We start from the raw sequence: 23,779 nt of genomic DNA, 5'->3' as shown, positions 1-23,779 counted from the left end.
GCCCCTAGGTCACGCTGCGGGAGATGTCATCCTCGAGCAGGATCTGTGCGCCCGAGGTGCCGAGGGTGTAGATGTCATAGACCGTGCCGTTGATCGTCTGGTTGGCCTGGACGCTCGTGACATCGGCAAGGGTGACGTGATCTGTCGCCTCGCCCTTGATGACAAGGGTCCGGTCGGGGCCGGTGAGGGCGAGGAGCTGTTCTTCCGTGATCGTCAGGCTGGCATCCGGGGCGCGGGTGAGGTCGATCGCCGAAAGATCGAAGGCGGCGAGCCCCTCGCGGTTTAGATCCACTTCCGCCCCGGTGGCCGTGTTCTTGATGAAGAGGGTGTTGGCCTCGTTCCCGGCGGGATCGGTGGTGTTGATGACCAGATAGCTGCCATCGGGGACCGTCTGGCCGTTGGTGAAGCGGAACAGATCTTCGCCCGGTTCGGCATTGCGCTGTTCGGTCGCCTGAAGCGCGACGGGGGCGCCGGTCGCATCGACGCGGTGGAAGAGGTAGCTGTCTTCGCTGGTCAGGGTGGTGAAGCCGCGCATCGCCCCGGCGACATCCTGGGTTTCGATCACGGTCGGCGTGTCGGGGGCAATGGTATCAATGCCGACGGACAGGTCGTAGGGGCCGAGGACGTTTCCGGCCGTGTCGGTGACGGTGACGCGGACGGGGAGGGAGTCGATTTCGCCAGTGGGGATCTGGCTGGCGGCGAAGGTGACGGACCAGGCGCCGGTTTCGCCTGCGATGGCGCTGCGGCTGTGGCCGTTGACGGTGACCTGCACGGTGGCACCGGGTTCGGCGAGGCCGGAAACCGGCAGGCCGCGCGCATGTTCGGCGGCATTGAGGATGCCGTCGCCGCCGGTGCCGAGGCGGATGGCGGTGGCTTCGAAGCCGGTTACGGTGGTGTCGATGGCGATGGTGCGGCTGATCGGGGCCGAGATGTTGCCGTTGGGATCGGTCGCGGTGGCGATGATCGTCGCGGTGGCCGCGGCGCCCTGCGGCAGGGCATTGGCGGGGACGGTGAGCGTCCAGGTGCCGGATTGGGTGGCGGTTCCGGGAAGGGTGGTGGACCAGTCGCCGATCTGGATGCGGAGGGAGGAGCCGGGTTCGACGGTGCCTTGCAGGACGAGGCCCTGATCGCGTTCGACAGCGTTCAGAACGGAGGCATCCCGGGGGCCATCGGCGATGGTTCCGGTCAGATCGGGGGCGGCGAAGGCGAAGCCGTCCACGCCGGTATCCAGCACGAAGCTGCGGGTGATGGTGTCGCTGCGGTTCCCGGCCAGGTCGATGGCATAGGCGGTGATCGTGCCGCCGGTCTGCGCCGTGAGGGTGGCGAGGTCGGCGGTGGTGAAGCTGTAGGACCAGAGGCCCTGTGCATCTGCCGTGACGGGGCCGTGGGCGGTGCCGTTCAGGGACAGGAAGATCTGCGATCCGGCCTCGGCCGTGCCGTCGAGGGTGACGCCTGCGGCGGCTTCGGGGCCGGAAAGCAGGCTGTCGGTGCCGACGGGTGTGGCTTCGACGGTGAGGGTGCTGGCGAGGTCGATCTTCACGCTGCGGGTGGCGGTGGCGATGTTGCCCGCCGCATCGCGCGAGGTGAGGGTGAGGGTCGCGCTGTCGCCCAGCGCGGCGAAGCTGTCGGCCGGGAGCGTGAGCGACCAGGTGCCGTCGCCGGCCAGGGTGGCGGCGCGGCCCGTGCCACCGAGAAGGAGGGTGATGCCGGTCGTATCGGGGTCGGCGGTGCCGGTGAGGGTGATCTGGCCCTGCGATTCCGCAAGGTTGACGATGTTGTCTTGCGCGATGGGGGCGGGATCGAAGGCGAGGCCAAGCTCTGTGTCGATCCGCAGGTCGCGGCTGAGCGTGGTGGTGTTGCCTGCGGCATCGCTGGTGGTGACGGTCACGCTGCGGCTGTCGAGGCCAGGCGGGAAACTGCCGGCGGGCAAGGGCAGCGACCAGTTGCCGGAGGCATCGGCGATGCGGGTGACGGGATCGCCCAGCCCTTCGATCGTGATGGTGACGGTGCTGTTGGGGGCGGCGGTGCCGCCGATCACGAGATCCGACTGCGCCTCGGCGCGGTTGACCGTGTCGTCGCTGGCCATCGGGCGCAGGGCGAGGGGCGGGTCGATGGTGTCGAGGACCAGAACCTCGGTTCGGGTGGTGGTGTTGCCGAGGGTATCGGTCGCGGTGAGGGTGATGTCGGTGCTGCGGTCGCCGCCCGGCACGTCGGCCCCCGTGAAGGTGACGGTCCAGGTGCCGTCATCCGCGACGGTGGCGTCGCGGGTGGTGGTGCCGATGGTGATGCGGACTGTCGCGCCCGGCTCTGTCGTGCCCGAGAGGGTGATGCCTTGGCCATGTTCGAGACGATTCACGACATCGCCGGTGGCCTGGGTTCCATCGGTCGCCTCCAGCGGGGGGCGGGTCATGTCGATGACGAAGGCCGGGCCGGAGAGGGTCTGGCTGTCGGCGCCGGTGAAGGTGGCGGTGGCGGTGTGGGTGCCGTCGGCGGGCAGGCCGGTGGCAGGGAAGGTGGCCGACCATGTGCCATCGCTGCCGACCGTGGTGGTCTGACTGCGGTCGCCGATGGTGACCGAGACGGTTTCGCCCGGATGACCGGTCCCGGTGAGGGTGATGGTCGGGTCCTGCGTGTTCGTGGTGAGGGTCGTGGAGGTTCCCGCGCCGTCGATGCCGCGGGTATGTGTTACGTCGCCGTCGTCGTCGCCGCCGTCGCCATCGTCGTCGTCATCCCCACCGTCACCGTCGTCATCCCCATCATCGTCATCGCTGCCGTCATCATCATCGCCGTCGCTGCCGTCGTCGTCGTCATCGCCATCGCCGCCGTCGCCATCGTCATCATCGCCGCCATCGCCATCGCCGTCGTCGTCATCGCCGTCGTCGCTGTCGCCATCGTCATCATCCCCGTCGTCGTCGCCGCCGTCATCATCGCCGCCGTCGCCGTCGTCGTCCCCGTCATCGCCATCATCGCCGCCGTCATCTTCGTCGCCGTCGTCATCGCTGCCGTCGTCATCATCCCCGTCGTCGCCGCCGTCGCCGTCGTCATCATCCCCACCGTCGCCGTCGTCACCGCCGTCATCGCCATCGTTGCTGTCGTCATCATCCCCGTCCCCGTCGCCGTCCCCGTCACCGCCGTCATCGCCGGGACCATTGGGCGTGTCGGTGCCGGGGGTTTCCGTGCCGGTCCCGCCGCCGCCGCCACCGATGAGGGCCGCGCCGCCGATGAGGGCGGCGGCACCGAGGCCTGTGCCGCCAAGGCCCATCAGGGCCGGGGTGAAGATGCCCATGCCTGCCGGATCATCCTCGCCCGTCCCGGCGAGGGCGACCACGGGATCGTCCTGGGTGAAGCGGAGGTCGTCGAGCGGGCTCCACTTTTCGGCGGGGGGCGCGGTGGTGAAGCTGGCTGCGAGGATGCCGTCGCCCGGATCGGCGAGGGTGACTTCAGTGATCGCACCATCGGTGGAAAGGTAGAGACGGCCGGTTGCGGCGGGATCGTCGTGGAACCAGTCGGCCAGCGTGAGAATCCGGCCATCGGCCAGTTCGATGACGAGATCGGCGCCGTCGCGGGTATAGCCGATGATGCTGATCGGCGAGAGGTTCAGCGACAGGCTTTCCCCCGGCGCCATCTGGATGAAGTTGCTTTGGCCCTGGCCGGCAAACTGGCCATTCTGGGTTCCGCCCGCAGCACTGCGGACGGCGAAATCAATCGCCGAACTCATTACACTACTCCGCCTCAACCGCCGGGAAAATATGCCGGCGCACCGCTCTTGACTGACCCTATGGGTGGGCCTTGCAAAAATGCATAGCCGCAAATCGCCCCTGATTCCAGCGTTTTTGTATCAAGATGATGCGGAAAGGGGTTGAGCGGGGGCCGGATGTGGCGGTGAGGGGTCAGCGCAGGCGTTGACCGGCGGCATCGAAGTGGAAGGCGCGGCTGTCGTCCGGCGTGACATGGACGGGTTCATCGACGGCGTAATCATGTTCGCCGAAGAGGCGAATGGTGAGCAGGCCGTGGGGTTCGCTGCGGACATAGACGAGGGTTTCGCCCCCCAGTTTTTCGACATGGGAGACGGTGCCGGACAGGGTGCCCCGGTCGCGCGACAGGGTGAGATGTTCGGGGCGGATGCCCGTCGTTTCGCCGCGCTGGCCGAGGGCGGCGGATTTCAGGAAATTCATCTGCGGGCTGCCGATGAAGCCTGCGACGAAGGTGTTGTCGGGGTTGTTGTAAAGCTCCATCGGGCTGCCGGTCTGTTCCACCACGCCGGCGCGGAGGACGACGATCTTGTCGGCAAGGGTCATGGCTTCGACCTGGTCATGGGTGACATAGACCATTGTCGCGCCGAGGTCGCGATGGAGGCGGGCGATTTCGATCCGCGTCTGCACACGGAGGGCGGCGTCGAGGTTGGAGAGGGGTTCGTCGAAGAGGAAAAGCTTGGGCGTGCGGACGATGGCGCGACCGATGGCGACGCGCTGACGCTGGCCGCCGGAAAGCTCGGCGGGGCGGCGGTCGAGATAGGGGTCGAGGGCGAGCATGGCGGCGGCGCGTTTAGTCGCCTGATCTATCTTCGCCTTGGGTTCGCCCGCCTGTTTCAGCGCAAGGCTCATGTTGTCGCGCACGGTGAGGTGGGGGTAGAGGGCGTAGGTCTGGAAGACCATGGCGATTTCGCGTTTCGCGGGGGCCTCGTCGGTGATGTCGCGGCTGTCGAGGGTGACAGTGCCGGAGGTGACATCCTCCAGCCCCGCGATCATGCGCAGGAGGGTGGATTTCCCGCAGCCGGAGGGGCCGACGAAAACGCAGAATTCGCCTTCTTCGACATGAAGATCCACGCCCTTGATGACATCGGTCTTGCCGAAGGATTTGGTGACTTTGGACAGCGTCAGCGCACCCATGGGTGACCCCTTTACAGTTTGACGGGCTGGCCGGACCGGACGCTTTCGTCGGCGGCAAGGCAGATGGCGAGGGATTGGACCGCGTCTTCCATGTGGCGGGTGAGATCGAGGTCTTCGGTGATGGCGCGGGCCATGTAGGCCTGTTCGCGTTCGCACAGGTCCTGATGGCCGGGCTCGTCGGCCATACTCAGATCCTCATCCGGCTGGCCCACGCGGTGGACGCGGATGGTGGAGGTTTTGGTGTGCGTGTCGTGATCGTCGGACCGGGCGCTTTCGGGCATGCGGATGGAGACGGCACCGTTCGGGCTGACCACATCCTTCACGAAGAAGGCGGTGTCGGACATCATGGGGCCCCAGCCGGCCTCATACCAGCCCACAGACCCATCGGCGAAGAGGACCTGGAAATGGCCGTAATTGTACATGTCGGGGGCGATTTCGTTGGACAGGCGCAGGCCCATTCCCCGCACCTCTACCGGTTTGGCATCGGTGATCTGGCACATGACATCGACGTAATGCACGCCGCAATCGACGATGGGGGACGTGGTCTGCATGAGGGTCTTGTGCACCTCCCATGTCGGGCCGGAGGATTGTTGGTTCAGATTCAGGCGGAAGACGTAGGGGCCGCCCAAGGCGCGGGCCTCACTGATCAGGCGCATCCATGAGGGGTGGTGGCGCAGGATGTAGCCGATGACGAGTTTGCGGTTGTTGGCCTTGGCGCAATCGACCACGCGGCGGGCGTCGGCGACGGTGGTTGCCAGCGGCTTTTCAACAAAGACATGCGCGCCCTGTTCCATCGCCATGCAGGCGTAATCGGCATGGCTGTCGGAATAGGTGGAGATGTTGACGAGATCGGGTTTCAGCCGGGTTAGAGCCGCTTTGTAATCCGGTTCGATGGCGTAGGCGGCCAGCGCCGGGTCCAGTTTCGGTTCCGACCGGTTGACCAGACCGACCAGATCGAAGGCCGGGTTGCGGTGATAGGCCAGCGCATGGCTGCGGCCCATGGTGCCGAGACCGGCGACGAGCGTGCGGATGGGGGTCATTTGACGGCTCCTGCGGTGATGCCGCGGATGAGCTGGCGCGAGAAGATGAGGTAGAGCACCAGCACCGGGACGATGGCGAGGGAGAGGGCGGCGAGGACGGCGTTCCAGTTGGTGACGAACTGGCCGATGAAGACCTGTGACCCAAGGGTAATGGTCTTGGTTTCCTCGGACGGGGCGAGGATCAGGGGGAACCAGAGGTCGTTCCAGATCGGGATCATGGTGAAGACGGCGACCGTCGCCATGGCCGGGCGCACCAGCGGCAGGACGAGGGTGAAGAAGATGCGGTATTCCGAGAGGCCGTCGATGCGGCCCGCATTCTTCAGGTCATCGGACACGGAGCGCATGAATTCCGACAGGATGAAGACGGCGAGCGGCAGGCCCTGGGCGGTGTAGACGAGGATGAGGGCGGTCAAAGTATTCACTAAACCGGCTGAAACCATCATTTCGAGGATCGCCACCGTGCCGAGGCGGATGGGGATCATGATGCCCAGGGCGAGGTAGAGGCCCATCAGAAGGTTGCCGCGGAAGCGGTATTCCGACAGAGCGAAGGCCGCCATCGCGCCGAAAAGCAGGACGAAGAACAGGCTTGCGACCGTGACGGTCATGGAGTTGAGGAAGTATTGGAAGAAATCCCCCTGTTCGAGGACGGTGGTGTAGCCGACGAGATCCCAGTTGCCGGGCATGGGCGGCATCAGCGGTTCGGCAAAGATGGCGCGGCGGGATTTGAAGCTGTTGATGACGATCACGAAGACCGGGAAGAGCGCGATCAGCGTGTAGGTGATGAGGATCGCATGGGCGGCGATGCTGCGTCCGGCGTGGCTGCGGGTCTTGGCCATGGTCGCCCCCCTAGAACTGATAGCGGCGAAGCCGCGTCTGGATGCCGAAGAGGTAGAGGCAGACCCCGATAAGGATAATGACGAACATGGCGGAGGCGATGGCCGCGCCCATGTGGGGGTCGCCCAGTTGAAGCTGGAAGCCAAAGAAGGTGCGGTAGAGGAAGGTGCCGAGGATGTCGGTGGAGAAATCCGGCCCGGCCAGCGCGCCTTGGGCCACATAGATCAGGTCGAAGGCGTTGAAATTGCCGACGAAGGTGAGGATGGAGATGATGCCGATGGAGGGCAGGATGAGGGGAAGCTTGATCTTCCAGAACTGGCTCCAGCCAGTCAGGCCGTCCATCTCTGCCGCCTCGATCACATCATCGGGGATGGAGAGGAGCGCGGCATAGATCAGCATCATCGGGATGCCGACGAATTGCCAGACGGAGATGAGGGCGAGGGTGGTGAGGGCGTATTCCTCTTTCCCGAGCCAGGGGGCGAAGAGGAATTTCAGGCCGACGGCATCGAGCATCCCGGGGGCAATGCCCCAGATGGGCGAGAGGATCAGTTTCCACACGAAGCCGACGATCACGAAGGAGAGGATCGTGGGGATGAAGATCGCGGTGCGGTAGAAGGCGGCCATGCGCAGGCGGGGGGAGGAGAGTAGCGCCGCCAGCAGGATGCCGATGGGGTTCTGCACGAGCATGTGGATGATGAAGAACCAGCAATTGTTCCAGAGCGCGTTCCAGAAGGCATCGGACCAGCGCGGATCGCCGAAAAGCGTTACGAAATTGGCCAAACCCACGAAGATGCGGTTCTGGCCATCGAGGTTGTAGAGCGACAGGTTGAGCGTCCCGAAGAGCGGGATGATCATGATGGCGGTGTAGACCAGCACGGCAGGTGCCAGAAATACGCCGATATGCCAGCGGAAAGGCTTCCGTCGCGCCATGACGCCCTCATGTGGATTGGGAGAGGTGGGGGGTCCGGGGGGCGGAGTTGCCCCCCGGTCCTGTCGGTTCAGACCGCGATCACTTTTGCGGTTCGTACCAGCTTGCCAGACCGTCTTGCAGACGCTTGGCCGCATCCGCCGGGGTTTCGCTGCCGCGGATCACGTTGGCAGAGGCGTTCCAGGTTTCATTTTCCAGGTTCGGCGTGCCGCGCGAGAGGATCTGGTAGGTGGAGCGGATCGTCGATTGGCACTTGCCGCGCCAGGAGACGAATTCCTGGGCCAGCGGGTCCTGCATTTCCACCGGGGTGGAGTTCAGGCTGAAGAAGCCCGGCAGGGCGTTGGCATACATCGTCGCGAATTCCGCGCTGCCGACCCATTCGAGGAACTTCTTCGCGGCATCGGCATTGGGCGAGGCGGCGTTCAGGCCGATGGCGATGTCGGTGTGGTCGGAGATGTAGCAGGTATCGCCCGCCGCCGCGACCGGGGGCGGGAAGGCGCCCATGGCGAATTGCGCCTGGGCGTTGAAGCCCGAGATTTCCCAGGAACCGGCCGGATAGATGGCGGCGCGGCCGAGGGTGAAGAGGTTCTGGCTGTCGGGATAGGTCTGGGCTTCGAACCCGTCACCCAGATAATCCTTCCAGCGGGCCAGCTCTTCGAACGGGGCGACCCATTGCGGATCGGTCAGCTTCTGTTCGCCCTTGATCAGCGCGAGGCGGCCTTCTTCGCCCTTCCAGTAGTTCGGGCCGATGTTGTTGTAGCCCATGGTGGCGGCTTCCCACTGGTCGTTGGTGCCCATCGCCATCGGGATGTAGGTGCCGTCGGCCTTGATCGCGTCGAGGACGGCGAAGAATTCGTCGCGGGTGGTGGGGACGGAGAGGCCGAGTTCGGCGAAGGCGTCCTTGTTGTAGATGAAGCCGTGGATGACCGAGGCCATGGGCACGCAGAAGGTGGCCGCGCCGTCATCCGTCTGCCAGGCCGATTTCGCGACGGGCGAGAAATTCGCCATGGAGGCCAGACCCGACAGATCGGCCAGATGGCCCTGATTGTAGAGTTCGAGCGAGGCATCGAAGGGGCGGCAGGTGATGAGGTCACCGGCGCTGCCCGCCGCAAGCTTGGAGTTCAGGGCGGCGTTGTATTCGGCGGGGGCGGTGGGGGCGAAGACCACCTTGATTCCGGGATTCTGCGCCTCGAAGGCCGGGATGATGGTGTCTTGCCAGATCGTCAGGTCGTCGTTGCGCCAGCTTTCGATGGTCAGCGTCACGTCCTGCGCCGAGGCTGCACCGCCGAGAAGGGTGCTGGCGAGGAGGGCGAAGCGGAAGGTCTTGGTCATGGAGAGTCTCCCTGTTGGTGGCCTTATGGGTTCAAAGCGGCGAGGGCCGGGCCGAGTGCCCCGTCGCTGTTCTTGAGCAATGCCCCGGCCTGTTCGGGCGAGGCCCCGGCGGCGATGAGCACGGCCGGTTTCACGGCGCCGCCCGTCTGGGCGAGCGCGTGTTTCGCGGTGTCGAGGTCGCGCCCGGAAAGGCCTGCCACGATGCGGGCGGCGCGGTCGATCAGCTTGGCGTTGTCGGCGACGACATTGACCATGTAGCCGTCATGGACATGGCCGAGACAGATGCCCAGACGGACCGAGAGCATGTTGAGCGCCACTTTCTGCGCCGTGGCCGCGCCCATGCGGGTGGAGCCGTTGACGACCTCGGGTCCGGTGTCGAGGAGGATGGGAATGTGGCTCTGTTCCAGCAGTTTCGAGCCTGCGACATTGGCGATGCCCACCACGGTAAGCCCGGCCTTGCGTGCCAGATCGGCGATGACGAGCGTATAGGGCGTGGAGCCGGAGGCGGAGAGGCAGAGGATCGTGTCGCCCTGTTTCAGGGCGGCGCGGTGAAAGTCGGCCTCGGCCAGGGCGGGATCATCCTCCACCCCGCCGGTCATGTGGAGAAGGGCGGCGGTGCCACCGGCGAAGAGGATGGGGGTGGCTTGCGGCGGGATGCCGAAGGTTCCGGCGAGTTCCAGCGCATCGGCCAGCGCCATGAGGCCCGAGGACCCTGCCCCGGCATAGGCAAGCTTGCCGCCTGCGCGCAGGCTGCTGGCGGCGGCGGTGGCGGCCTTGTCGATCATCGGGATGGCGGGGCGGACGGTGGCGAGCGCGGCGAGCTGCGCATCGAGCAGATGCGACAGGGCGTCGGGTCCCGGCAGGGTGTGAAGCCCTGCGGAATGGGGATGACGGGCCTCTGTCGGGCGGTCTGCCATGTGATTCCCTTCCTGTTTCCCTGACAATGCCAAAATAATACCAATTGTAAAGCATCTTCTGTTTTCGCAGGTGCAGCAAAGGTTTTCGGGGGGTTTTCGGAAAGGTTCTTTCCATTTGGTATTGTTTTGGTATCTTTGCGGGGGAGAGGATTCGTCATGCAGCTTTTTCTGGGGATCGACGGGGGCGGCACGGGGTGCCGCGCGGCTGTGGCCGATGCCGCGGGCGTGATCCTTGGGCGCGGCGTGGCGGGGCCTGCGAATATTGCATCGGACCCGGAAGGCGCGGCGGCGAACATCCTTGCCGCGGCGGAGGCGGCGCTGGGCGCGGCCGGGGGTGGCGCGGTGGTTGCGGCGGGGCTTGGGCTGGCCGGGGCGAATGCGGCAGGGGCGACGGAACGGTTGCGGGAGGCCCTGCCCTATCGCCGGGTTGCTGTGGTGACGGACGGGATTACCGCGGTGAAGGGCGCGCTGGGCGCCGGGGATGGCGTGGTGGCGGCACTGGGGACGGGGTCTGTCTTTGCGGTGCAGCGGGCGGGGGCGATCCGGCAGATCGGCGGGCGCGGGCTTGTGCTGGGGGATGAGGCGAGCGGGGCCTGGATCGGGCGGGCGGTGCTGGCGGCCAGCCTGCGGGCGGTGGACGGTTTCGCGGCGATGACGCCGCTGCTGGCCGCGCTGGTCGAGGAAATGGGCGGGCCGGATGGCGTGGTGGCCTTTTCGCTGCGCGCCCGACCTGCGGATTTCGCGGCGCTGGCGCCGAGGGTGGTGGAAAGCGACGATCCGGCGGCGGTGGCGGTGATGGCGCGGGCCGAGGCGGATGTGGCCGAGGCGGTGGGCCTGCTGCGCGGGGTGGAGGATTTGCCAGTGGTGTTTTTGGGCGGTTTAGGGACTGTTTTTGCCGGTCGGATGGCGGGCCGGTTCCCGATCCGGGCAGCGGCGGGAACGGCGCTGGACGGGGCGCTGATGCTGGCGCGGGAGGCGGCGTGATGGAGCAGATCTTTTCGCCGGACGGGTTCGAAGAGATCGGCGGCGGGCCGCTTTACCTGCAATTGCAGCGCCGGATCGGCGAGGGCATCGCCTCGGGGCGGTTGCGGCCGGGGGATAGCCTGCCGCCGGAGCGGGACATGGCGGCGATGACGGGTCTGAGCCGGGTTACGGTGCGCAAGGCGGTGGAAGGGTTGGTCGCGTCGGGGCAACTGGTCCAGAAACGGGGATCGGGGACCTTTGTCGCGCAGCGGGTGGAGCGTCTTGAGCAGGCGTTGAGCCTGTTGACGAGCTTTACCGAGGACATGGCGCGGCGGGGCAAGAGCGTGGAGTCGGTCTGGCTGGCGCGGGGGCTGCATGCACCGGCGCCGGAAGAGGTGATGGCGCTGGGCCTGGGGGCCGGGGATCGCGTGGCGCGGCTGGAACGGGTGCGGCGATCGGACGGGGTGCCACTGGCGATCGAGCGGGCCTCGCTGTCGGCAGCGGTGCTGCCGGAGCCGGAGGCGGTGGAGGCATCGCTGTACGCGGTACTGGAGGCGCGGGGCATGCGCCCGGTGCGGGCGGTGCAGCGGATTTCGGCGGCCAATCTGGGCGCGCGGGATGCGGAACTGCTGCATGTGCCGCCGGGGGCGGCGGGGCTGCGGATCGAACGGATCGGTTACCTGCCGGACGGGCGGGTGGTGGAATTCACAAGGTCGCTTTATCGGGGCGACGCCTATGACTTCGCGGTGGAGCTGAAGCTAGCGCCGGAAGCGGAAAGGAACGGATGATGACCAGTCACATGGCGCGGGAAGTGGGCGAGATTCCGCAGGTTTCGAGACGTTTTCTGACGGAATCGCGGGGGGCGCTGGAGGCGGCGGCCGGGGCGATGCGGGGGGTCGATCCGGGGCTGATCGTGACGGTGGCGCGGGGGTCATCGGACCATGCGGCGACCTATCTGAAATATGCGGTGGAATTGCTGGCCGGGGTGCCGGTGGCATCGGTCGGGCCGTCGGTTGCATCGGTCTATGGGCGGCCACTGAAGCTGCAACGGGCGGCCTGTCTGGGTATTTCGCAATCGGGACGCAGCCCGGACATCGTGGAGATGATGCGGGCGGCGGGGGCCGGGGGCGCGCTGACAGTGGCGATCACCAATTTTGCGGACAGTCCGATGGCGCAGGCCTCGGCCCATTGCCTGCCTTTGCGGGCGGGGGTGGAGCAATCAGTGGCGGCAACCAAGACATTCGTGACCTCGGTTCTGGCGGGGTTGGCGCTGGTGGCGGAATGGCAGGAGGATGCGAGTCTAAAGGCCGCTGTAGAGACTCTTCCCGGGGCTTTCGAGGCTGCTTTGGCGCTGGATTGGTCGGATCTGGCGGCGCGGATGGCGCGGGCGCAGTCGGGATTCGTGCTGGGGCGCGGGCCGGCCTTTGCGATTGCCAATGAGTGTGCGCTAAAACTCAAGGAAACCTGTGGGTTGCATGCCGAAGCTTATTCGGCGGCTGAAGTTCTGCACGGGCCTTCGGCGATTGTGCAGGCGAATTTCCCGGTTCTGGCGCTTGCAGTGGACGATGCGGCGCAGGCGGGCGTGATTCAGACGGCGGAGCGGCTGGCGGCGCAGGGGGCGGATGTCTTTGTCACGGGGGCGGCGGCGGCGGGCTGTGTGACGCTGCCATCGGTGGCGGGTTTGCACCCTCTGGTGGCGCCTCTGGTGCTGGCGGTGGGGTTCTATGGGTTCGTGGAGGCGCTGGCGCGGCGGCGCGGGTTTGACCCCGACACGCCGCCGCATCTGCGGAAGGTGACGGAGACGGTGTGATGGGGCGCATCTCTTTCACCGGGGCGCGGGTCTTTGACGGGGCGGGGTTCCGCGACGGGGCGCTGATCCTGGAGGCGGGGCGTGTCGCGGGGTTCGGGGCCCCGGAGGGGGAGGTGGTGGAGCTGGCGGGCGGGGTGATCGCGCCCGGCTTCCTTGACTTGCAGGTGAACGGGTCGGGGGGCGTGGCCATCGACGGCGAGACGGATCTGGCGGTGCTGGAGACTGTCTGCGCGGTGCAGGGGCGGCTGGGGGCCACGGGGTGCCTGCCGACACTGATCACCGACCGGCCCGAGGCGACGGCGCGGGTGGTTCAGGCGGGAATCGCGGCAACCAAGGCGCAGGTGCCGGGGTTTCTGGGCCTGCATCTGGAAGGGCCGCATCTGGATGTGCGCCGGAAGGGGGCGCATGATGCGGGCCTGATCCGGCCGATGGAGGGGCGCGATCTGGACCTGATCCTTGAGGCGGCGTCGGAATTGCCCGCGCTGATGGTGACGGTGGCGCCGGAATCGGTGAGCGATGCGCAGATTGCGGCGATGACGGCGGCGGGGGTCGTGGTGTCGCTGGGCCATACGGAGTGCGGCGCCGGGGTGGCGCGGGCGGCGATGGCGGCGGGGGCGCGCTGCGCCACGCATCTGTTCAACGCGATGAGCCAGATGGGGAACCGGGAACCCGGGATGGTGGGGGCGGTGCTGGGATCAGGGGGCTTTGCCGGGCTGATCGCGGATGGGGTGCATGTGGACGTGCTGACCCTGCGGGTGGCGCTGGCGGCGAAGCGGGAGGGGGTGTTCCTTGTTTCGGACTGCATGGCGTTGGCGGGGACGGAGGGGACGGAGTTCCGGCTGGGCGGGCGGCGGATTCTGCGGAGACAGGGTCGATTGACGCTGGAAGATGGCACGCTGGCGGGGGCTGATCTGACATTGCCGCAGGCGGTGAAGGTGTTGGTCGAGGATGTGGGGATCGCGGCGGAGCGGGCGCTTGCCATGGCGTCGGCGATTCCGGCAGCGGTGATCGGGCGGGGCGATCTGGGGCATCTGCGGCCGGGTGCGCGGGCCGACATGGTGCATCTGGGGCCGGACTGGGCCTTGCGCGGCGTCTGGCGCGGCGGTGTTGCCGTCTAGAGCCAGTTCTTCCAGCGGAAGTAGAGATAGGCGATGAGCGAGGCTGCGAGCATGGAGAGCAGTGCGGCGGGATAGCCCCAGGGCTGTTGCAGTTCGGGCATGCGGTCGAAGTTCATCCCGTAGATCGAGGCGATGAGCGTGGGGGGCGAGAAGAGCACCGCCACGACCGAGACGATGCGGACGGTGGAGTTCTGTTGCAGGTTGATCATGCCGAGGGTTGCGTCGGAGGCGAGGCCGACACGTTGGGACAGGAAGTCAGTATGCACTTCCAGCGCGTCCATGTCGCGCATCAGGTTGGCGACGCTGCCGGAGAGACCTTCATCCCCGATCCTTTCGCGGGCGGTCTGGGCGTAGAAGCCCAGCGCGCGGTTGAGGGTGAGGAGCGCGAGGCGGATATTGCCGAGAAGTTCGGCCTCGCGCCCGATCTGGCGGAGGGCGACTTCGAGCCGTTTCTGGTTCTGGCCGCGCTTGCCGGGGACATAGACGGTGCGCGAGACGTGATCGAGGCTGCGACCCGAGGATTCCAGCAGGTCGGCGAGGCGGCCGACGATTTCTTCGATCAGGGAGAGGAAGATGCCATTGGCATTGGTGCAGCCGGGACCGACCTTGTCGGCGCGGGTGGGATAGGTTTCGAAGGGGCGGCTGTCGTGGTGGCGGACGGTGACCAGGCGGCTGGGCGAGAGGATGAAGGTGACAGGGCCGGAGACCGGACCGGTGGTTTCGGAATGGCCGGTAAGCTGAACCGTGAGGTAATCGGTGCCGCCTTCACGATAGAGGCGGTTGGAGATTTCGATTTCCTCCATGTCTTCCAGGGTGGGGACATCAAGGCCGAGGGCCGTGATGGCGGCGGCTTCGTCATCGGTGGGGCGGTTGAGGTCGATCCAGACGGCGGAGGTCAGTGGCGCCTCGGGCGCGAGGCGGATCAGGCGGCCTTCGGCCTCGCGGTAGGCAGTGAGCATGGTGGACCCCTTCGCTGCTGCGCGCGGAGGTTAGGCGGGAGGTGCCTTGGCGGCAAGGTGGGGGTCAGGGGATGAAGCCGTGGCGGGCATGGAAGCGCGCGAGTTCACGGGGCGTTGGGGCGGCGTCGGTGAAGAGTTCGACGTAAGAGGGGATGCGGGCCATGCGGGTGGAGAGGGATTCCGTGACCTGCATGGAGATGTAGCCGATCTGGGTGAGATAGACGGCGCGGGCGCGGGTGTCTGCCTCGACCCCCATGACGCCCCAGCGGTGATAGAGGGCGGTGAGGGCTGCGATGCGGGTGTCATCCTCGGCATGGAGGCGGGCGGTGATGGTGGCATCCTGAAGCGCCCAGGCGCGGACGGCGTGTTCGAGGCGGCTGTCGAAGGCGGTGTCGTCGAGGAAACAGGAGATGACGTTGAGCATCGCCTCGGCCCGGCTGTCGGCATATTCGGCGCAGGCAGCGACGAGGCCGGTGGTGGTGCGGGCGACCCATGAATCGGCCAGGGCGGCGAGGAGGGTGTCGCGGTCGGTGAAGTGCCAGTAGAAGCTGGTGCGGGCGATGCGGAGGCGTTTGGCGAGCGGCTGGATACGGACGGCGTCGATGCCCCCTTCGACCAGCAGGGCCAGGGCGGCGTCGAGCCAGACCTCGGGCGAGCCGCGCCAGCCGGTTTCGGGGGGAAGGTCTTCGGTCATGGGGGAAGGGTAGCGGGGTGGCGGGATGGCCGCAAGGAAATGTTCATGGATGCATGTAAACTTGACAGTGGTGAACATTTGGCAGGATGGTGGTGGGGACGCCAAGCCCGGAGAGCCCTGACATGTCGAACGATCCGCTGTTGCAGCCTTACAAGCTGAAGCATCTGACCCTGCGCAACCGGATCATGACCACGAGCCATGAGCCCGCCTATGGCGAGGACGGGATGCCGAAGGATCGCTATCGGCTGTATCACGTCGAACGGGCCAAGGCGGGCGTGGCGATGGTGATGACGGCGGGGTCGGCGAGCGTGAGCCGCGACAGCCCGCCCGTGTTCAACAACCTGCTGGTCTGGAAGGACGAGGTGGTGCCGTGGCTGCGGCGGATGGCGGATGACTGCCACGAGGCGGGCGCGGCGGTGATGATTCAGGTCAGCCATCTGGGCCGGCGGACGCGGTGGGACAAGGGTGACTGGCTGCCCGTCGTCGCACCGAACAAGTCGCGCGAGCCGTCGCACCGCGCCTTTCCCAAGGTGATGGAGGATTGGGACATCGCGCGGATCGTGCAGGATTACGCGGATGCGGCGGAGCGGATCAAGGCCGGTGGACTCGATGGGATGGAGTTCGAGTGTTACGGCCATCTGATGGACCAGTTCATCAGCCCGCTGACGGCGGCGGAGGCGGGGCCTTATGCCGGGCCGCTGGAGAACCGGTTGCGGTTCGCGATGGAGGTGCTGGCGGCGTGCCGGGCACGGGTGGGGGAGGATTTCCTTCTGGGCGTGCGCTTTGTTGCGGATGAGGATGAGCCGGGGGGGATACCGCCAGAGGAGGGGCTGGAGATCGCGCGGCGGTTCCGGGAGTCGAGGCTGGTGGATTTCCTGAACATCATCAAGGGGCGGATTCACACGGATGCGGCGCTGACCGATGTGATCCCGGTGCAGGGGATGCGGTCGGCCCCGCATCTGGATTTCGCGGGGCGGGTGCGGGCGGAGGTGGGGATGCCCACCTTCCATGCGGCGCGCATTCCGGATGTGGCGACGGCGCGGCATGCAGTGGCGACCGGGCAGCTTGATATGGTGGGGATGACGCGGGCGCATATGGCGGACCCGCATATCGTGCGGAAGGTGATGGAGGGGCGGGAGGACGATATCCGGCCCTGCGTGGGTGCGACCTACTGTCTGGACCGCATCTATCAGGGCGGCATGGCGCTGTGCATCCACAACCCGGCGACGGGGCGGGAAGAGACGATGCCGCATGTGGTGGCCCCGGCTGCGGAGAAGAAGCGGGTGGTGGTCGTGGGCGCAGGTCCTGCGGGGCTGGAGGCTGCGCGGGTGGCGGCGGAGCGGGGCCATGCGGTGACCGTGTTCGAGGCGGCGGCGCAGCCCGGCGGGCAGGTGCGTCTTCTGGCGCAACAGAAGCGGCGGGCCGAGATGATCGGGATCATCGACTGGCGCATGGCGCAATGCGCGGCGCGGGATGTGGCGTTCCGGTTCAACACCTGGGCCGAGGCGGGGGATGTGCTGGCGCTGAACCCGGATGTGGTGATCGTGGCGACGGGGGGCCTGCCCGAGACGGCGGTGCTGGAGCGGGGCAATGATCTGGTGGTGAGCGCCTGGGATATCCTGTCGGGCGACGCGAAGCCGGGGGCGAATGTGCTGCTTTACGATGATGCGGGCGACCATACGGCGATGCAGGCGGCGCAGATGCTGGCCGAGGCGGGGGCGGTGGTGGAGGTGATGACGCCGGACCGGACCTTTGCGCCCGAGGTGATGGGGATGAACCTTGTCCCCTATATGCGGGCGATGCAGGACAAGGCGGTGACCTTCACGGTGACCTATCGGCTGCTGGCGGCGGAGCGGGAGGGGAACCGGTTGAAGGCGGTGATCGGGTCGGATTATCGGCGCGACCTGCGGCAGGAGCGGGTGTTCGACCAGATCGTGGTGAATCACGGGACGCAGCCCTTGGCCGATCTCTATTTCGAGTTGAAGCCGCAGTCGGAAAACCTTGGCGCCGTGGATTACGAGGCGCTGGTCGCGGGGAAGCCGCAGGGGATGGGCGGCGGGCCGAAGGGGTTTCGCCTGTACCGGATCGGGGATGCGGTGGAATCGCGCAACATCCATGCGGCGATCTATGAGGCGCTGCGGTTGGTGAAGGATATCTGACGGCGGTCAGCGCGGGGTCAGGTAATCGGCGAGCGGGGCGTTCTGCCGGGCGGTGGCCGCGTGGAGCATGTCCATCGGCATGGCGTCCTGTTTCACGAATTCGGTGAACATCTGGTTGAGGTTGTTGAAGACAAGCTGGCTGACCGCTTCGGCATCCACATCGGCGCGGGCATAGCCCAGCGCCTGAAGCCGGCGGATCAAGGCGCAGACCTGCCGGGCGAGCGAGGCGTCAAGATCGGTGTAGCGGACGGAGAAAGGGGTTCCCGGCGCCTCGATCGAGATGGCCATGGCGGTGCGCCACATCTCTTTCGAGAGGTAGTGGAGCGAGTGGTCGTAGTAGATGCCGATCAGCGTGGCGAGGGCCTGGCCGATGTCGCGCGGCGGGTTGGCGACGACGGTCTTGCCGGCCTGAAGCACCTCTTCCACCTCCATCGAGACGATGGCGAGGAGGAGATCGCCCTTGTTGGCGAAGTAGTTGTAGAGCGTGCCGACGGATACCTCGGCCGCATGGGCGATGTCTTCGATGCGGATGGCACCATAGCCGGTTTCGCGGAAGAGCCGCGAGGCGGCGGCGAGGATGCGGCTGGTCCTGTCGGCCTTCTGTCTTTCGCGCAGTCCTGTCATGGCACCCGTTCGTAACTTGCCCGTTTTTTAACATTGACTTCAAAAATGAACGAACTCAATTCTTTTCTGGATGCGCCCGGCAGAGGTGCGACGTGACCCCGACATGGAGATGAGAATGGCCCATAAAGCGACCCTTCCGCTGACTGCCCTTGCCCTGCTGGCGGTGGCGAGCCCGTCCTTTGCGCAGGAACTGAACGCGCTGGTGTGGTGCGACCATACCGACCCGGCGCTGATTGCGCCCTTCGAGGAGAAGTTCGGCGTCACGGTGAATCTGAAGGAATATGAGGGGACGGCGGCCGGGTTGCAGATCCTGGAACAGTCGCAGCCCGGCGAATGGGATGTGCTTGTCATCGACGCGGTGGATGTGAAGCGCGCGGTGGAGGGCGGGTTCCTGGCGGAACTGCCGGCGGATCAGTTGCCGACCGATGACTTCTTTCCCGAAGTGGTGATGGCCGAGAACAACATGGTGGACGGCAAGACCTATGCCGTGACCGAGAAGTTCGGCTACAACACGATTTCCTATGACAAGACAAAGGTGGACCCGGCCGACATGCAGGACATGGCGGCGCTGACCTCTGGCAAGTATGACGGGCGGATCGGGATCTATGACTATTACCTGCCGGTGATCGGGCTGGTGGCGCTGGGTCAGGGTGTGAATACGGCCGATATCACGGCAGATACCCTTGGCACCCTGAAGGAGCCGCTGATGGCGCTGCGGGCGGCATCGAAGCAGGTGTCGGATGTGGTGTCGGCGCAGACGGCGTTGGCCACGGGCGAGGTGGATATCGTCGTGGGCGGGGGCGAATGGCTGACGGCGGTGCTGGCGGCGGACAATCCGAACCTTGACTGGACGATCCCGAAGCAGGGCGGGCTGCGCTGGGCGCAGTCGATCGGGGTGGTGGCGGGATCGACGCAGCCCGATCTGGCGCTGGAATTCGTGAAATACATCGTGTCGCCCGAAGGGCAGGCGCGGCTTGCGACGTCCTCCTGCTATTGGGGGATGCCTGCCAATGCGCGCGCCGGGGATGCCTTGTCGGTGGAGCAGCGGGAAATCCTGCGCTGGAATGAGCAGCCGGAGTTCCTGAAGCGGGCGCAGCTTTACCCGATCCCGGATGCGGCGCTGGACACGGCGATGCAGGATATGTGGACCGAGATGCTGAACCAGTGACGCCGTGAGGCTGGCTGCGGCAGAGAAGCGGATGGGTTGGGGCCTTGTGGCCCCTGCCCTGCTTTGGACGGCGGCCTTTTTCGTGCTGCCCTTTGCCGCGATGGTGGCGCTGTCTTTCGCGCATATGGAGGGGCGCGAGGTGGTGCGGGGGTTTGATCCCGGCAATTACATCCGCATCTTCACCGACTGGACGATGCTGAAGGCGTTGCTGAACAGCCTTGAGATTACGGTGGTGGTGACGGTGGTATCGGTCGTGCTGGCCTATCCGCTGGCCGCGATCATCGCGTTTCGGGTGCCGGTGCGGTGGCAAAGGCTGGCGCTGCTGCTGGCGGTGCTGCCGTTCTGGACGTCCTATGTGGTGCGATCCTATGCGTGGCTTCTGGTGCTGGGGCAGAACGGGGTGGTGAACAAGGCGCTCTTGTCGCTGGGCCTGATTGCGGAGCCGTTGGAGATTGCGGCAACGCGGACGGCGACGGTGATCGGCTTCGTCCATTTCTTCGTGATGCTGCTGACGCTGACGATCTATGCGAACCTGATCCAGTTGTCGCCGAACTATGCGCGGGCGGCGGCGGACCTTGGGGCGGGGCGGTGGCAGACCTTCCGCCATGTGATCCTGCCCTTGACCCTGCCGGGGGTGGTGACCGGGGCCTTCCTGACCTTTGTGCTGTGCATCGGGGATTACATCACGCCGCAGATCCTGGGCGGGAATGCGGAACTGACGCTGCCGCAGCTGATCATGTTGCAGATGGGGCGGAGCGGGAATTTCCCGCTGGCTTCGGCCCTGTCGGTGGTTCTGATGGCGGTGGTGACGCTGGCCTATTTCGCCAGTAGCCGATGGCTGAGAATGGATCGGGTGTAGCGATGCGCGCGCTGTCCTGGGCCTATCTGGCGGTTGCCTATGCCTTTGTCTTCCTGCCGGTGGTGGTGCTGGTGGCCTTTTCCTTTCAGGATGGCCGCTTGCCGGTGCCGCCCTTTCAGGGTTTCACGCTGGAGTGGTATGGGCGCGTGCTGGGCGAGCGGGACCTGATGGAGGCGCTGGTGAATTCGGCGCTGGTGGCGGGGGTTTCGTCACTGATCGCGCTGATTTTGGGGTTTCTGGCGGCGCATGCCTTGGCGCGGGTGAGACTGCCGGGATCGGTGCTGATGCGCGGGGTGCTGATCGCGCCGATGACGGTGAGCTATCTGATCATCGCGCTGGGTCTGCTGACGGTGTTCAATCAGGCGGGGGTGCGGTTGTCGCTGTGGACGGCGGGGGTGGGGCATGTGGTGATCAACCTGCCTTTGTGTTTCGCCATCACCTATGCGGCGATGGGGGATCATCAGAAGAACGCGGAACGGGCGGCGCGCGATCTGGGTGCGCCGGAGTGGAAGGTCTTGGCCCTGGTCTCCGCGCCGATGCTGGCGGCGCCCTTGGCGGCGGCTTTCTTCCTGTCGGTCACGTTCAGTTGGGATGAGTTCATCATCGCCTTCCTGTTGACGCGGTTCGACGTGACCTTGCCGGTGGAGATCTGGTCGATGCTGCGGTCGGGGATTTCGCCTGCGACGAATGCGGTGGGGTCGCTGGTGTTCCTTGTTTCCGTGACGCTGGTGGTTCTGCTGGAGGTTTTCGTGTTCCGGAGGGTGAAATGACGGCGGGGGTGTCGATCCGGGGGGTGACGCAGCGCTATGGCAGCGCGCTGGCGCTGGATGCCGTCGATCTGGAGATCGCGGCGGGGGAGTTCGTGGTGTTGCTGGGGCCGTCGGGATGCGGGAAGACCACGTTGCTGAACATCATCGGGGGGTTTGCGGAGCCGACATCGGGCAGCGTTCTGATCGGCGGGCGGGATATGGGCGGCGTCGCGCCGAAGGATCGGCCGACGACGACGGTGTTTCAGGATTATGCCCTGTTTCCGCATATGACGCTGGCCGAGAATGTGGGGTTCGGGCTGCGGATGCGGGGGGTTTCGCGCGCGGCGCGCGACGCCAAGGCCGAGGAGATGCTGGCGCTGGTGGGGCTTGAGGGGCGCGGGGCGCGGCGGCCGCATGAGCTGAGCGGCGGGCAGCGGCAGCGGGTGGCGCTGGCGCGGGCCCTGGCGGTGGAGCCGGATGTGTTGCTGCTGGATGAGCCGTTGGGGGCGCTGGACCTGAAGCTGCGGCGGGCGATGCAGGACGAGTTGAAGGCGATCCAGCGGCGGGTGGGGACGACTTTCGTGCATGTGACGCATGATCAGGAAGAGGCGATGGCGATTGCCGACAGGATCGTGGTGATGAATGGCGGGCGGATCGCGGATCAGGGACCGCCACGGGAGGTGTATCTGCGCCCGAAGAGCCTGTTTTCGGCGGGGTTCATGGGTGAGGTGAACAAGGTTCCGGTGACGGGCGGCGAGGCGGCCTTTGGCCCGGTGGCGGTGCCGGATGGGGTGCTGTGCATCCGGCCGGAGGCGATTTCGGAGGGGGGGCGGTTGCGGCTTGGCCCCTGCCGCGTGGTGGAGACGGTGTTCTTCGGCACGCATCTGCGCGCGCATGTGGCGCCGGTGGCGGCACCCGGGCTGCGGCTGGTGGTGCATCTGCCGCAGGGCGCGGCGGTGGAGCCGGGGGCGGCGGTGGAGCCGGGGGCGGTGCTGGACCTGGGGGCGGAGGATTTCACGGTGCTGGAGGCGTGATGGAACGGGCAGGACCGGGGGATTGGTGGCGCGTGCGGCGACTGGATGACGGGGTGACCTGGATCGACGAGCCGAATTTACACGACTTCTATCGCTGCAATGTCTGGCATGTGCGCGGGCGGGATGGCGACATGCTGGTGGATAGCGGGATGGGAGTGGTGAGCCTGCGGGACTGGGTGCCGCTGGTGACGGAGCGGCCCTTGCAGGCGGTGGCGAGCCATACGCATTTCGACCATATCGGGTGCCACCATGAATTCGACTGCCGCCTTTGCCATGGCGCGGAGGCCGAGATGATGCGGAACCCGACGCGGGTGGCGACGCTGGCCGATCCTTATGTGCAGGATGACATCTTCATCCGGATGCCGCCTGTGCCCTATGCCTCGGCCACCTATCAGGTGCGGTCGGCGCCTGCGACGCGGCTTCTGTGGGATGGGGATGTGGTCGATCTGGGGGATCGGCATTTCGAGGTGGTGCATACGCCGGGCCATTCGCCGGGCGGGATCGCGCTGTGGGAGGCGGCGACGGGCATCCTTTTTGCGGGCGATCTGGTCTATGACGGGCCGTTGATCGAGGATGCCTATCATTCCAACGCGGCGGATTATCAGCGCAGCATGGAGCGGCTTTACGACCTGCCGGTGCGCGTGGTGCATGCGGGGCATTACCCGAGTTACGGGCGCGAGCGGCATCGGCAGATCATCGGCGACTGGCTGAAGGCGAAGGAAAAGGCATGAAGACGTTCAACCAACCGCTGGGCGGGAATGAAATGGCGCGGTTCGGGGGGCCTGCCACGATGATGCGGCTGCCTGCGGCGGTATCGCCCGAGGGGCTGGATGTGGGGTTCATCGGGATTCCGATGGATCATGGCACGTCGAACCGGTCGGGCACGCGGCTGGGGCCAAGGCAGATACGGGATGAAAGCCGGATGCTGCGCCCCTACAACATGGCGACGGGGGCGGCGCCCTTTGACCATTTGCAGGTGGCCGATCTGGGCGATGTGCCGATCAACACCTTTGACCTGAAGAAGACGGTGGACATCATCACCGACCATTACCGCAAGGTGCTGGCGGCGGGGGTGATCCCGCTGACTTTGGGCGGCGACCATACGCTGACATGGCCGATCCTGCGGGCGATGAAGGAGAAATACGGGCCGGTCGCGTTGATCCATATCGACGCCCATGCCGATATCAACGAGCAGATGTTCGGCGAGACGGTGGCGCATGGCTGCCCGTTTCGGCGGGCCTGGGAGGATGGCTGCCTGATCAACGACAAGGTGTTTCAGATCGGGCTGCGCGGGACGGGCTATGCGGCGGATGATTTCGACTGGGCGCGGGGGCAGGGCTGGACCGTGGTGCAGGCCGAGGAATGCTGGGGCAAGTCGCTGGTGCGGCTGATGGAGATCGTGCGCGAGACGGTTGGCGAGATGCCGGTCTATATCAGCTATGACATCGACAGTCTGGACCCCGCCTTTGCGCCGGGGACGGGGACGGTGGAGCCCGGCGGGCTGTCCACCTGGCAGGCGCTGGAGATCATCCGGGGCTGCGCGGGGCTGAACATCGTGGGGGGCGATCTGGTGGAGGTGTCGCCACCCTATGATCCTTCGGGGAATACTGCCCTGATCGGGGCGAATATCCTTTACGAGATGCTGTGCGTGCTGCCCGGCGTGCCGCAGCGGCCGTCGCGGTTTTCGGGGCTGACCTTCTGA

At 66.3% G+C, this 23,779-nt stretch carries 21 protein-coding genes; 11 read left to right on the top strand and 10 right to left on the bottom strand.

Annotation, left to right across the window (positions count from 1 at the left end):
- Positions 1-4: 4 nt before the first annotated feature.
- The 7 genes from C0V75_RS04920 to C0V75_RS04890 form a co-directional block, all read right to left on the bottom strand.
- Positions 5-3,718 carry an Ig-like domain-containing protein gene (locus C0V75_RS04920; RefSeq protein WP_101919737.1) on the bottom strand — a complete coding sequence of 1,238 codons (3,714 nt, stop codon included), beginning with the start codon at positions 3,716-3,718 and terminating at the stop codon, positions 5-7.
- Positions 3,719-3,890: 172 nt separating this feature from the next.
- Positions 3,891-4,889 (bottom strand): ABC transporter ATP-binding protein, encoded by a 999-nt coding sequence (locus C0V75_RS04915; protein ID WP_101919736.1) that lies wholly within the window; start codon positions 4,887-4,889, stop codon positions 3,891-3,893.
- Positions 4,890-4,900: 11 nt separating this feature from the next.
- Entirely contained in the window at positions 4,901-5,929 is a 1,029-nt protein-coding gene (locus tag C0V75_RS04910; RefSeq protein WP_101919735.1) for a Gfo/Idh/MocA family protein, read from the bottom strand.
- Positions 5,926-6,765, bottom strand: a complete 840-nt coding sequence (locus C0V75_RS04905; protein WP_101919734.1) for a carbohydrate ABC transporter permease — start codon at positions 6,763-6,765, stop codon at positions 5,926-5,928. The genes C0V75_RS04910 and C0V75_RS04905 overlap by 4 nt, the downstream gene beginning before the upstream one ends.
- A 10-nt stretch (positions 6,766-6,775) precedes the next feature.
- Entirely contained in the window at positions 6,776-7,693 is a 918-nt protein-coding gene (locus C0V75_RS04900) for a carbohydrate ABC transporter permease (protein ID WP_101919733.1), read from the bottom strand.
- A gap of 79 nt (positions 7,694-7,772) precedes the next feature.
- A complete protein-coding gene (locus tag C0V75_RS04895; protein ID WP_101919732.1) occupies positions 7,773-9,023 on the bottom strand; it encodes an ABC transporter substrate-binding protein in 1,251 nt (416 codons plus the stop codon).
- Between the two features lie 23 nt (positions 9,024-9,046).
- Positions 9,047-9,940: an N-acetylmuramic acid 6-phosphate etherase gene (locus C0V75_RS04890; protein ID WP_101919731.1), complete on the bottom strand. Its 894-nt coding sequence runs from the start codon at positions 9,938-9,940 to the stop codon at positions 9,047-9,049.
- Between the two features lie 156 nt (positions 9,941-10,096).
- Here C0V75_RS04890 and C0V75_RS04885 point away from each other — a divergent pair, with 156 nt between their 5' ends.
- From C0V75_RS04885 to nagA, 4 genes are read left to right on the top strand one after another with little or no spacing between them, the layout of a single operon-like run.
- Entirely contained in the window at positions 10,097-10,924 is an 828-nt protein-coding gene (locus tag C0V75_RS04885; RefSeq protein ID WP_101919730.1) for a BadF/BadG/BcrA/BcrD ATPase family protein, read from the top strand.
- The gene (locus C0V75_RS04880; RefSeq protein ID WP_101919729.1) at positions 10,924-11,691 is read left to right on the top strand and encodes a GntR family transcriptional regulator; all 768 of its coding nucleotides are present in this window, start codon (positions 10,924-10,926) and stop codon (positions 11,689-11,691) included. Before C0V75_RS04885 ends, C0V75_RS04880 begins: the two co-directional genes overlap by 1 nt.
- Positions 11,688-12,713 (top strand): SIS domain-containing protein, encoded by a 1,026-nt coding sequence (locus C0V75_RS04875; RefSeq protein WP_101919728.1) that lies wholly within the window; start codon positions 11,688-11,690, stop codon positions 12,711-12,713. The genes C0V75_RS04880 and C0V75_RS04875 overlap by 4 nt, the downstream gene beginning before the upstream one ends.
- On the top strand, positions 12,713-13,831 hold the full coding sequence (gene nagA / locus C0V75_RS04870) for an N-acetylglucosamine-6-phosphate deacetylase (RefSeq protein ID WP_101919727.1): 1,119 nt from the start codon (positions 12,713-12,715) through the stop codon (positions 13,829-13,831). Before C0V75_RS04875 ends, nagA begins: the two co-directional genes overlap by 1 nt.
- Here the strand turns inward: nagA and C0V75_RS04865 are convergent.
- Complete coding sequence (locus C0V75_RS04865) at positions 13,828-14,790, bottom strand: magnesium transporter CorA family protein (protein WP_101919726.1); 963 nt, start codon at positions 14,788-14,790, stop codon at positions 13,828-13,830. The two genes, nagA and C0V75_RS04865, sit on opposite strands and share 4 nt — an antisense overlap.
- 64 nt (positions 14,791-14,854) lie before the next feature.
- A complete protein-coding gene (locus C0V75_RS04860; protein ID WP_101919922.1) occupies positions 14,855-15,484 on the bottom strand; it encodes a TetR/AcrR family transcriptional regulator in 630 nt (209 codons plus the stop codon).
- A gap of 122 nt (positions 15,485-15,606) precedes the next feature.
- Here C0V75_RS04860 and C0V75_RS04855 point away from each other — a divergent pair, with 122 nt between their 5' ends.
- Positions 15,607-17,643: an NADH:flavin oxidoreductase gene (locus tag C0V75_RS04855; RefSeq protein WP_101919725.1), complete on the top strand. Its 2,037-nt coding sequence runs from the start codon at positions 15,607-15,609 to the stop codon at positions 17,641-17,643.
- A 6-nt stretch (positions 17,644-17,649) separates the two neighbouring features.
- On the opposite strand, the gene C0V75_RS04850 is transcribed toward C0V75_RS04855, so the two are convergent.
- On the bottom strand, positions 17,650-18,267 hold the full coding sequence (locus C0V75_RS04850; protein ID WP_101919724.1) for a TetR/AcrR family transcriptional regulator: 618 nt from the start codon (positions 18,265-18,267) through the stop codon (positions 17,650-17,652).
- 115 nt (positions 18,268-18,382) lie between these two features.
- Here C0V75_RS04850 and C0V75_RS04845 point away from each other — a divergent pair, with 115 nt between their 5' ends.
- The 6 genes from C0V75_RS04845 to speB are packed head-to-tail and all read left to right on the top strand — an operon-like array spanning position 18,383 to position 23,779.
- Complete coding sequence (locus tag C0V75_RS04845; protein WP_173861030.1) at positions 18,383-19,435, top strand: spermidine/putrescine ABC transporter substrate-binding protein; 1,053 nt, start codon at positions 18,383-18,385, stop codon at positions 19,433-19,435.
- Between the two features lie 4 nt (positions 19,436-19,439).
- Positions 19,440-20,294 (top strand): ABC transporter permease, encoded by an 855-nt coding sequence (locus C0V75_RS04840; RefSeq protein ID WP_254216372.1) that lies wholly within the window; start codon positions 19,440-19,442, stop codon positions 20,292-20,294.
- Complete coding sequence (locus C0V75_RS04835; protein WP_254216371.1) at positions 20,270-21,064, top strand: ABC transporter permease; 795 nt, start codon at positions 20,270-20,272, stop codon at positions 21,062-21,064. Before C0V75_RS04840 ends, C0V75_RS04835 begins: the two co-directional genes overlap by 25 nt.
- On the top strand, positions 21,061-22,077 hold the full coding sequence (locus C0V75_RS24175) for an ABC transporter ATP-binding protein (RefSeq protein WP_101919720.1): 1,017 nt from the start codon (positions 21,061-21,063) through the stop codon (positions 22,075-22,077). The genes C0V75_RS04835 and C0V75_RS24175 overlap by 4 nt, the downstream gene beginning before the upstream one ends.
- A complete protein-coding gene (locus C0V75_RS04825) occupies positions 22,077-22,808 on the top strand; it encodes an MBL fold metallo-hydrolase (RefSeq protein ID WP_101919719.1) in 732 nt (243 codons plus the stop codon). Before C0V75_RS24175 ends, C0V75_RS04825 begins: the two co-directional genes overlap by 1 nt.
- Positions 22,805-23,779 (top strand): agmatinase, encoded by a 975-nt coding sequence (speB, locus tag C0V75_RS04820; RefSeq protein ID WP_101919718.1) that lies wholly within the window; start codon positions 22,805-22,807, stop codon positions 23,777-23,779. The genes C0V75_RS04825 and speB overlap by 4 nt, the downstream gene beginning before the upstream one ends.

The sequence above is a fragment of the Tabrizicola sp. TH137 genome, from assembly GCF_002855575.1.
Taxonomy (GTDB): domain Bacteria; phylum Pseudomonadota; class Alphaproteobacteria; order Rhodobacterales; family Rhodobacteraceae; genus Paragemmobacter.
The sequence above is the reverse complement of the archived record's forward strand: the minus strand, read 5'-3'. Positions and strand labels throughout refer to the sequence as shown.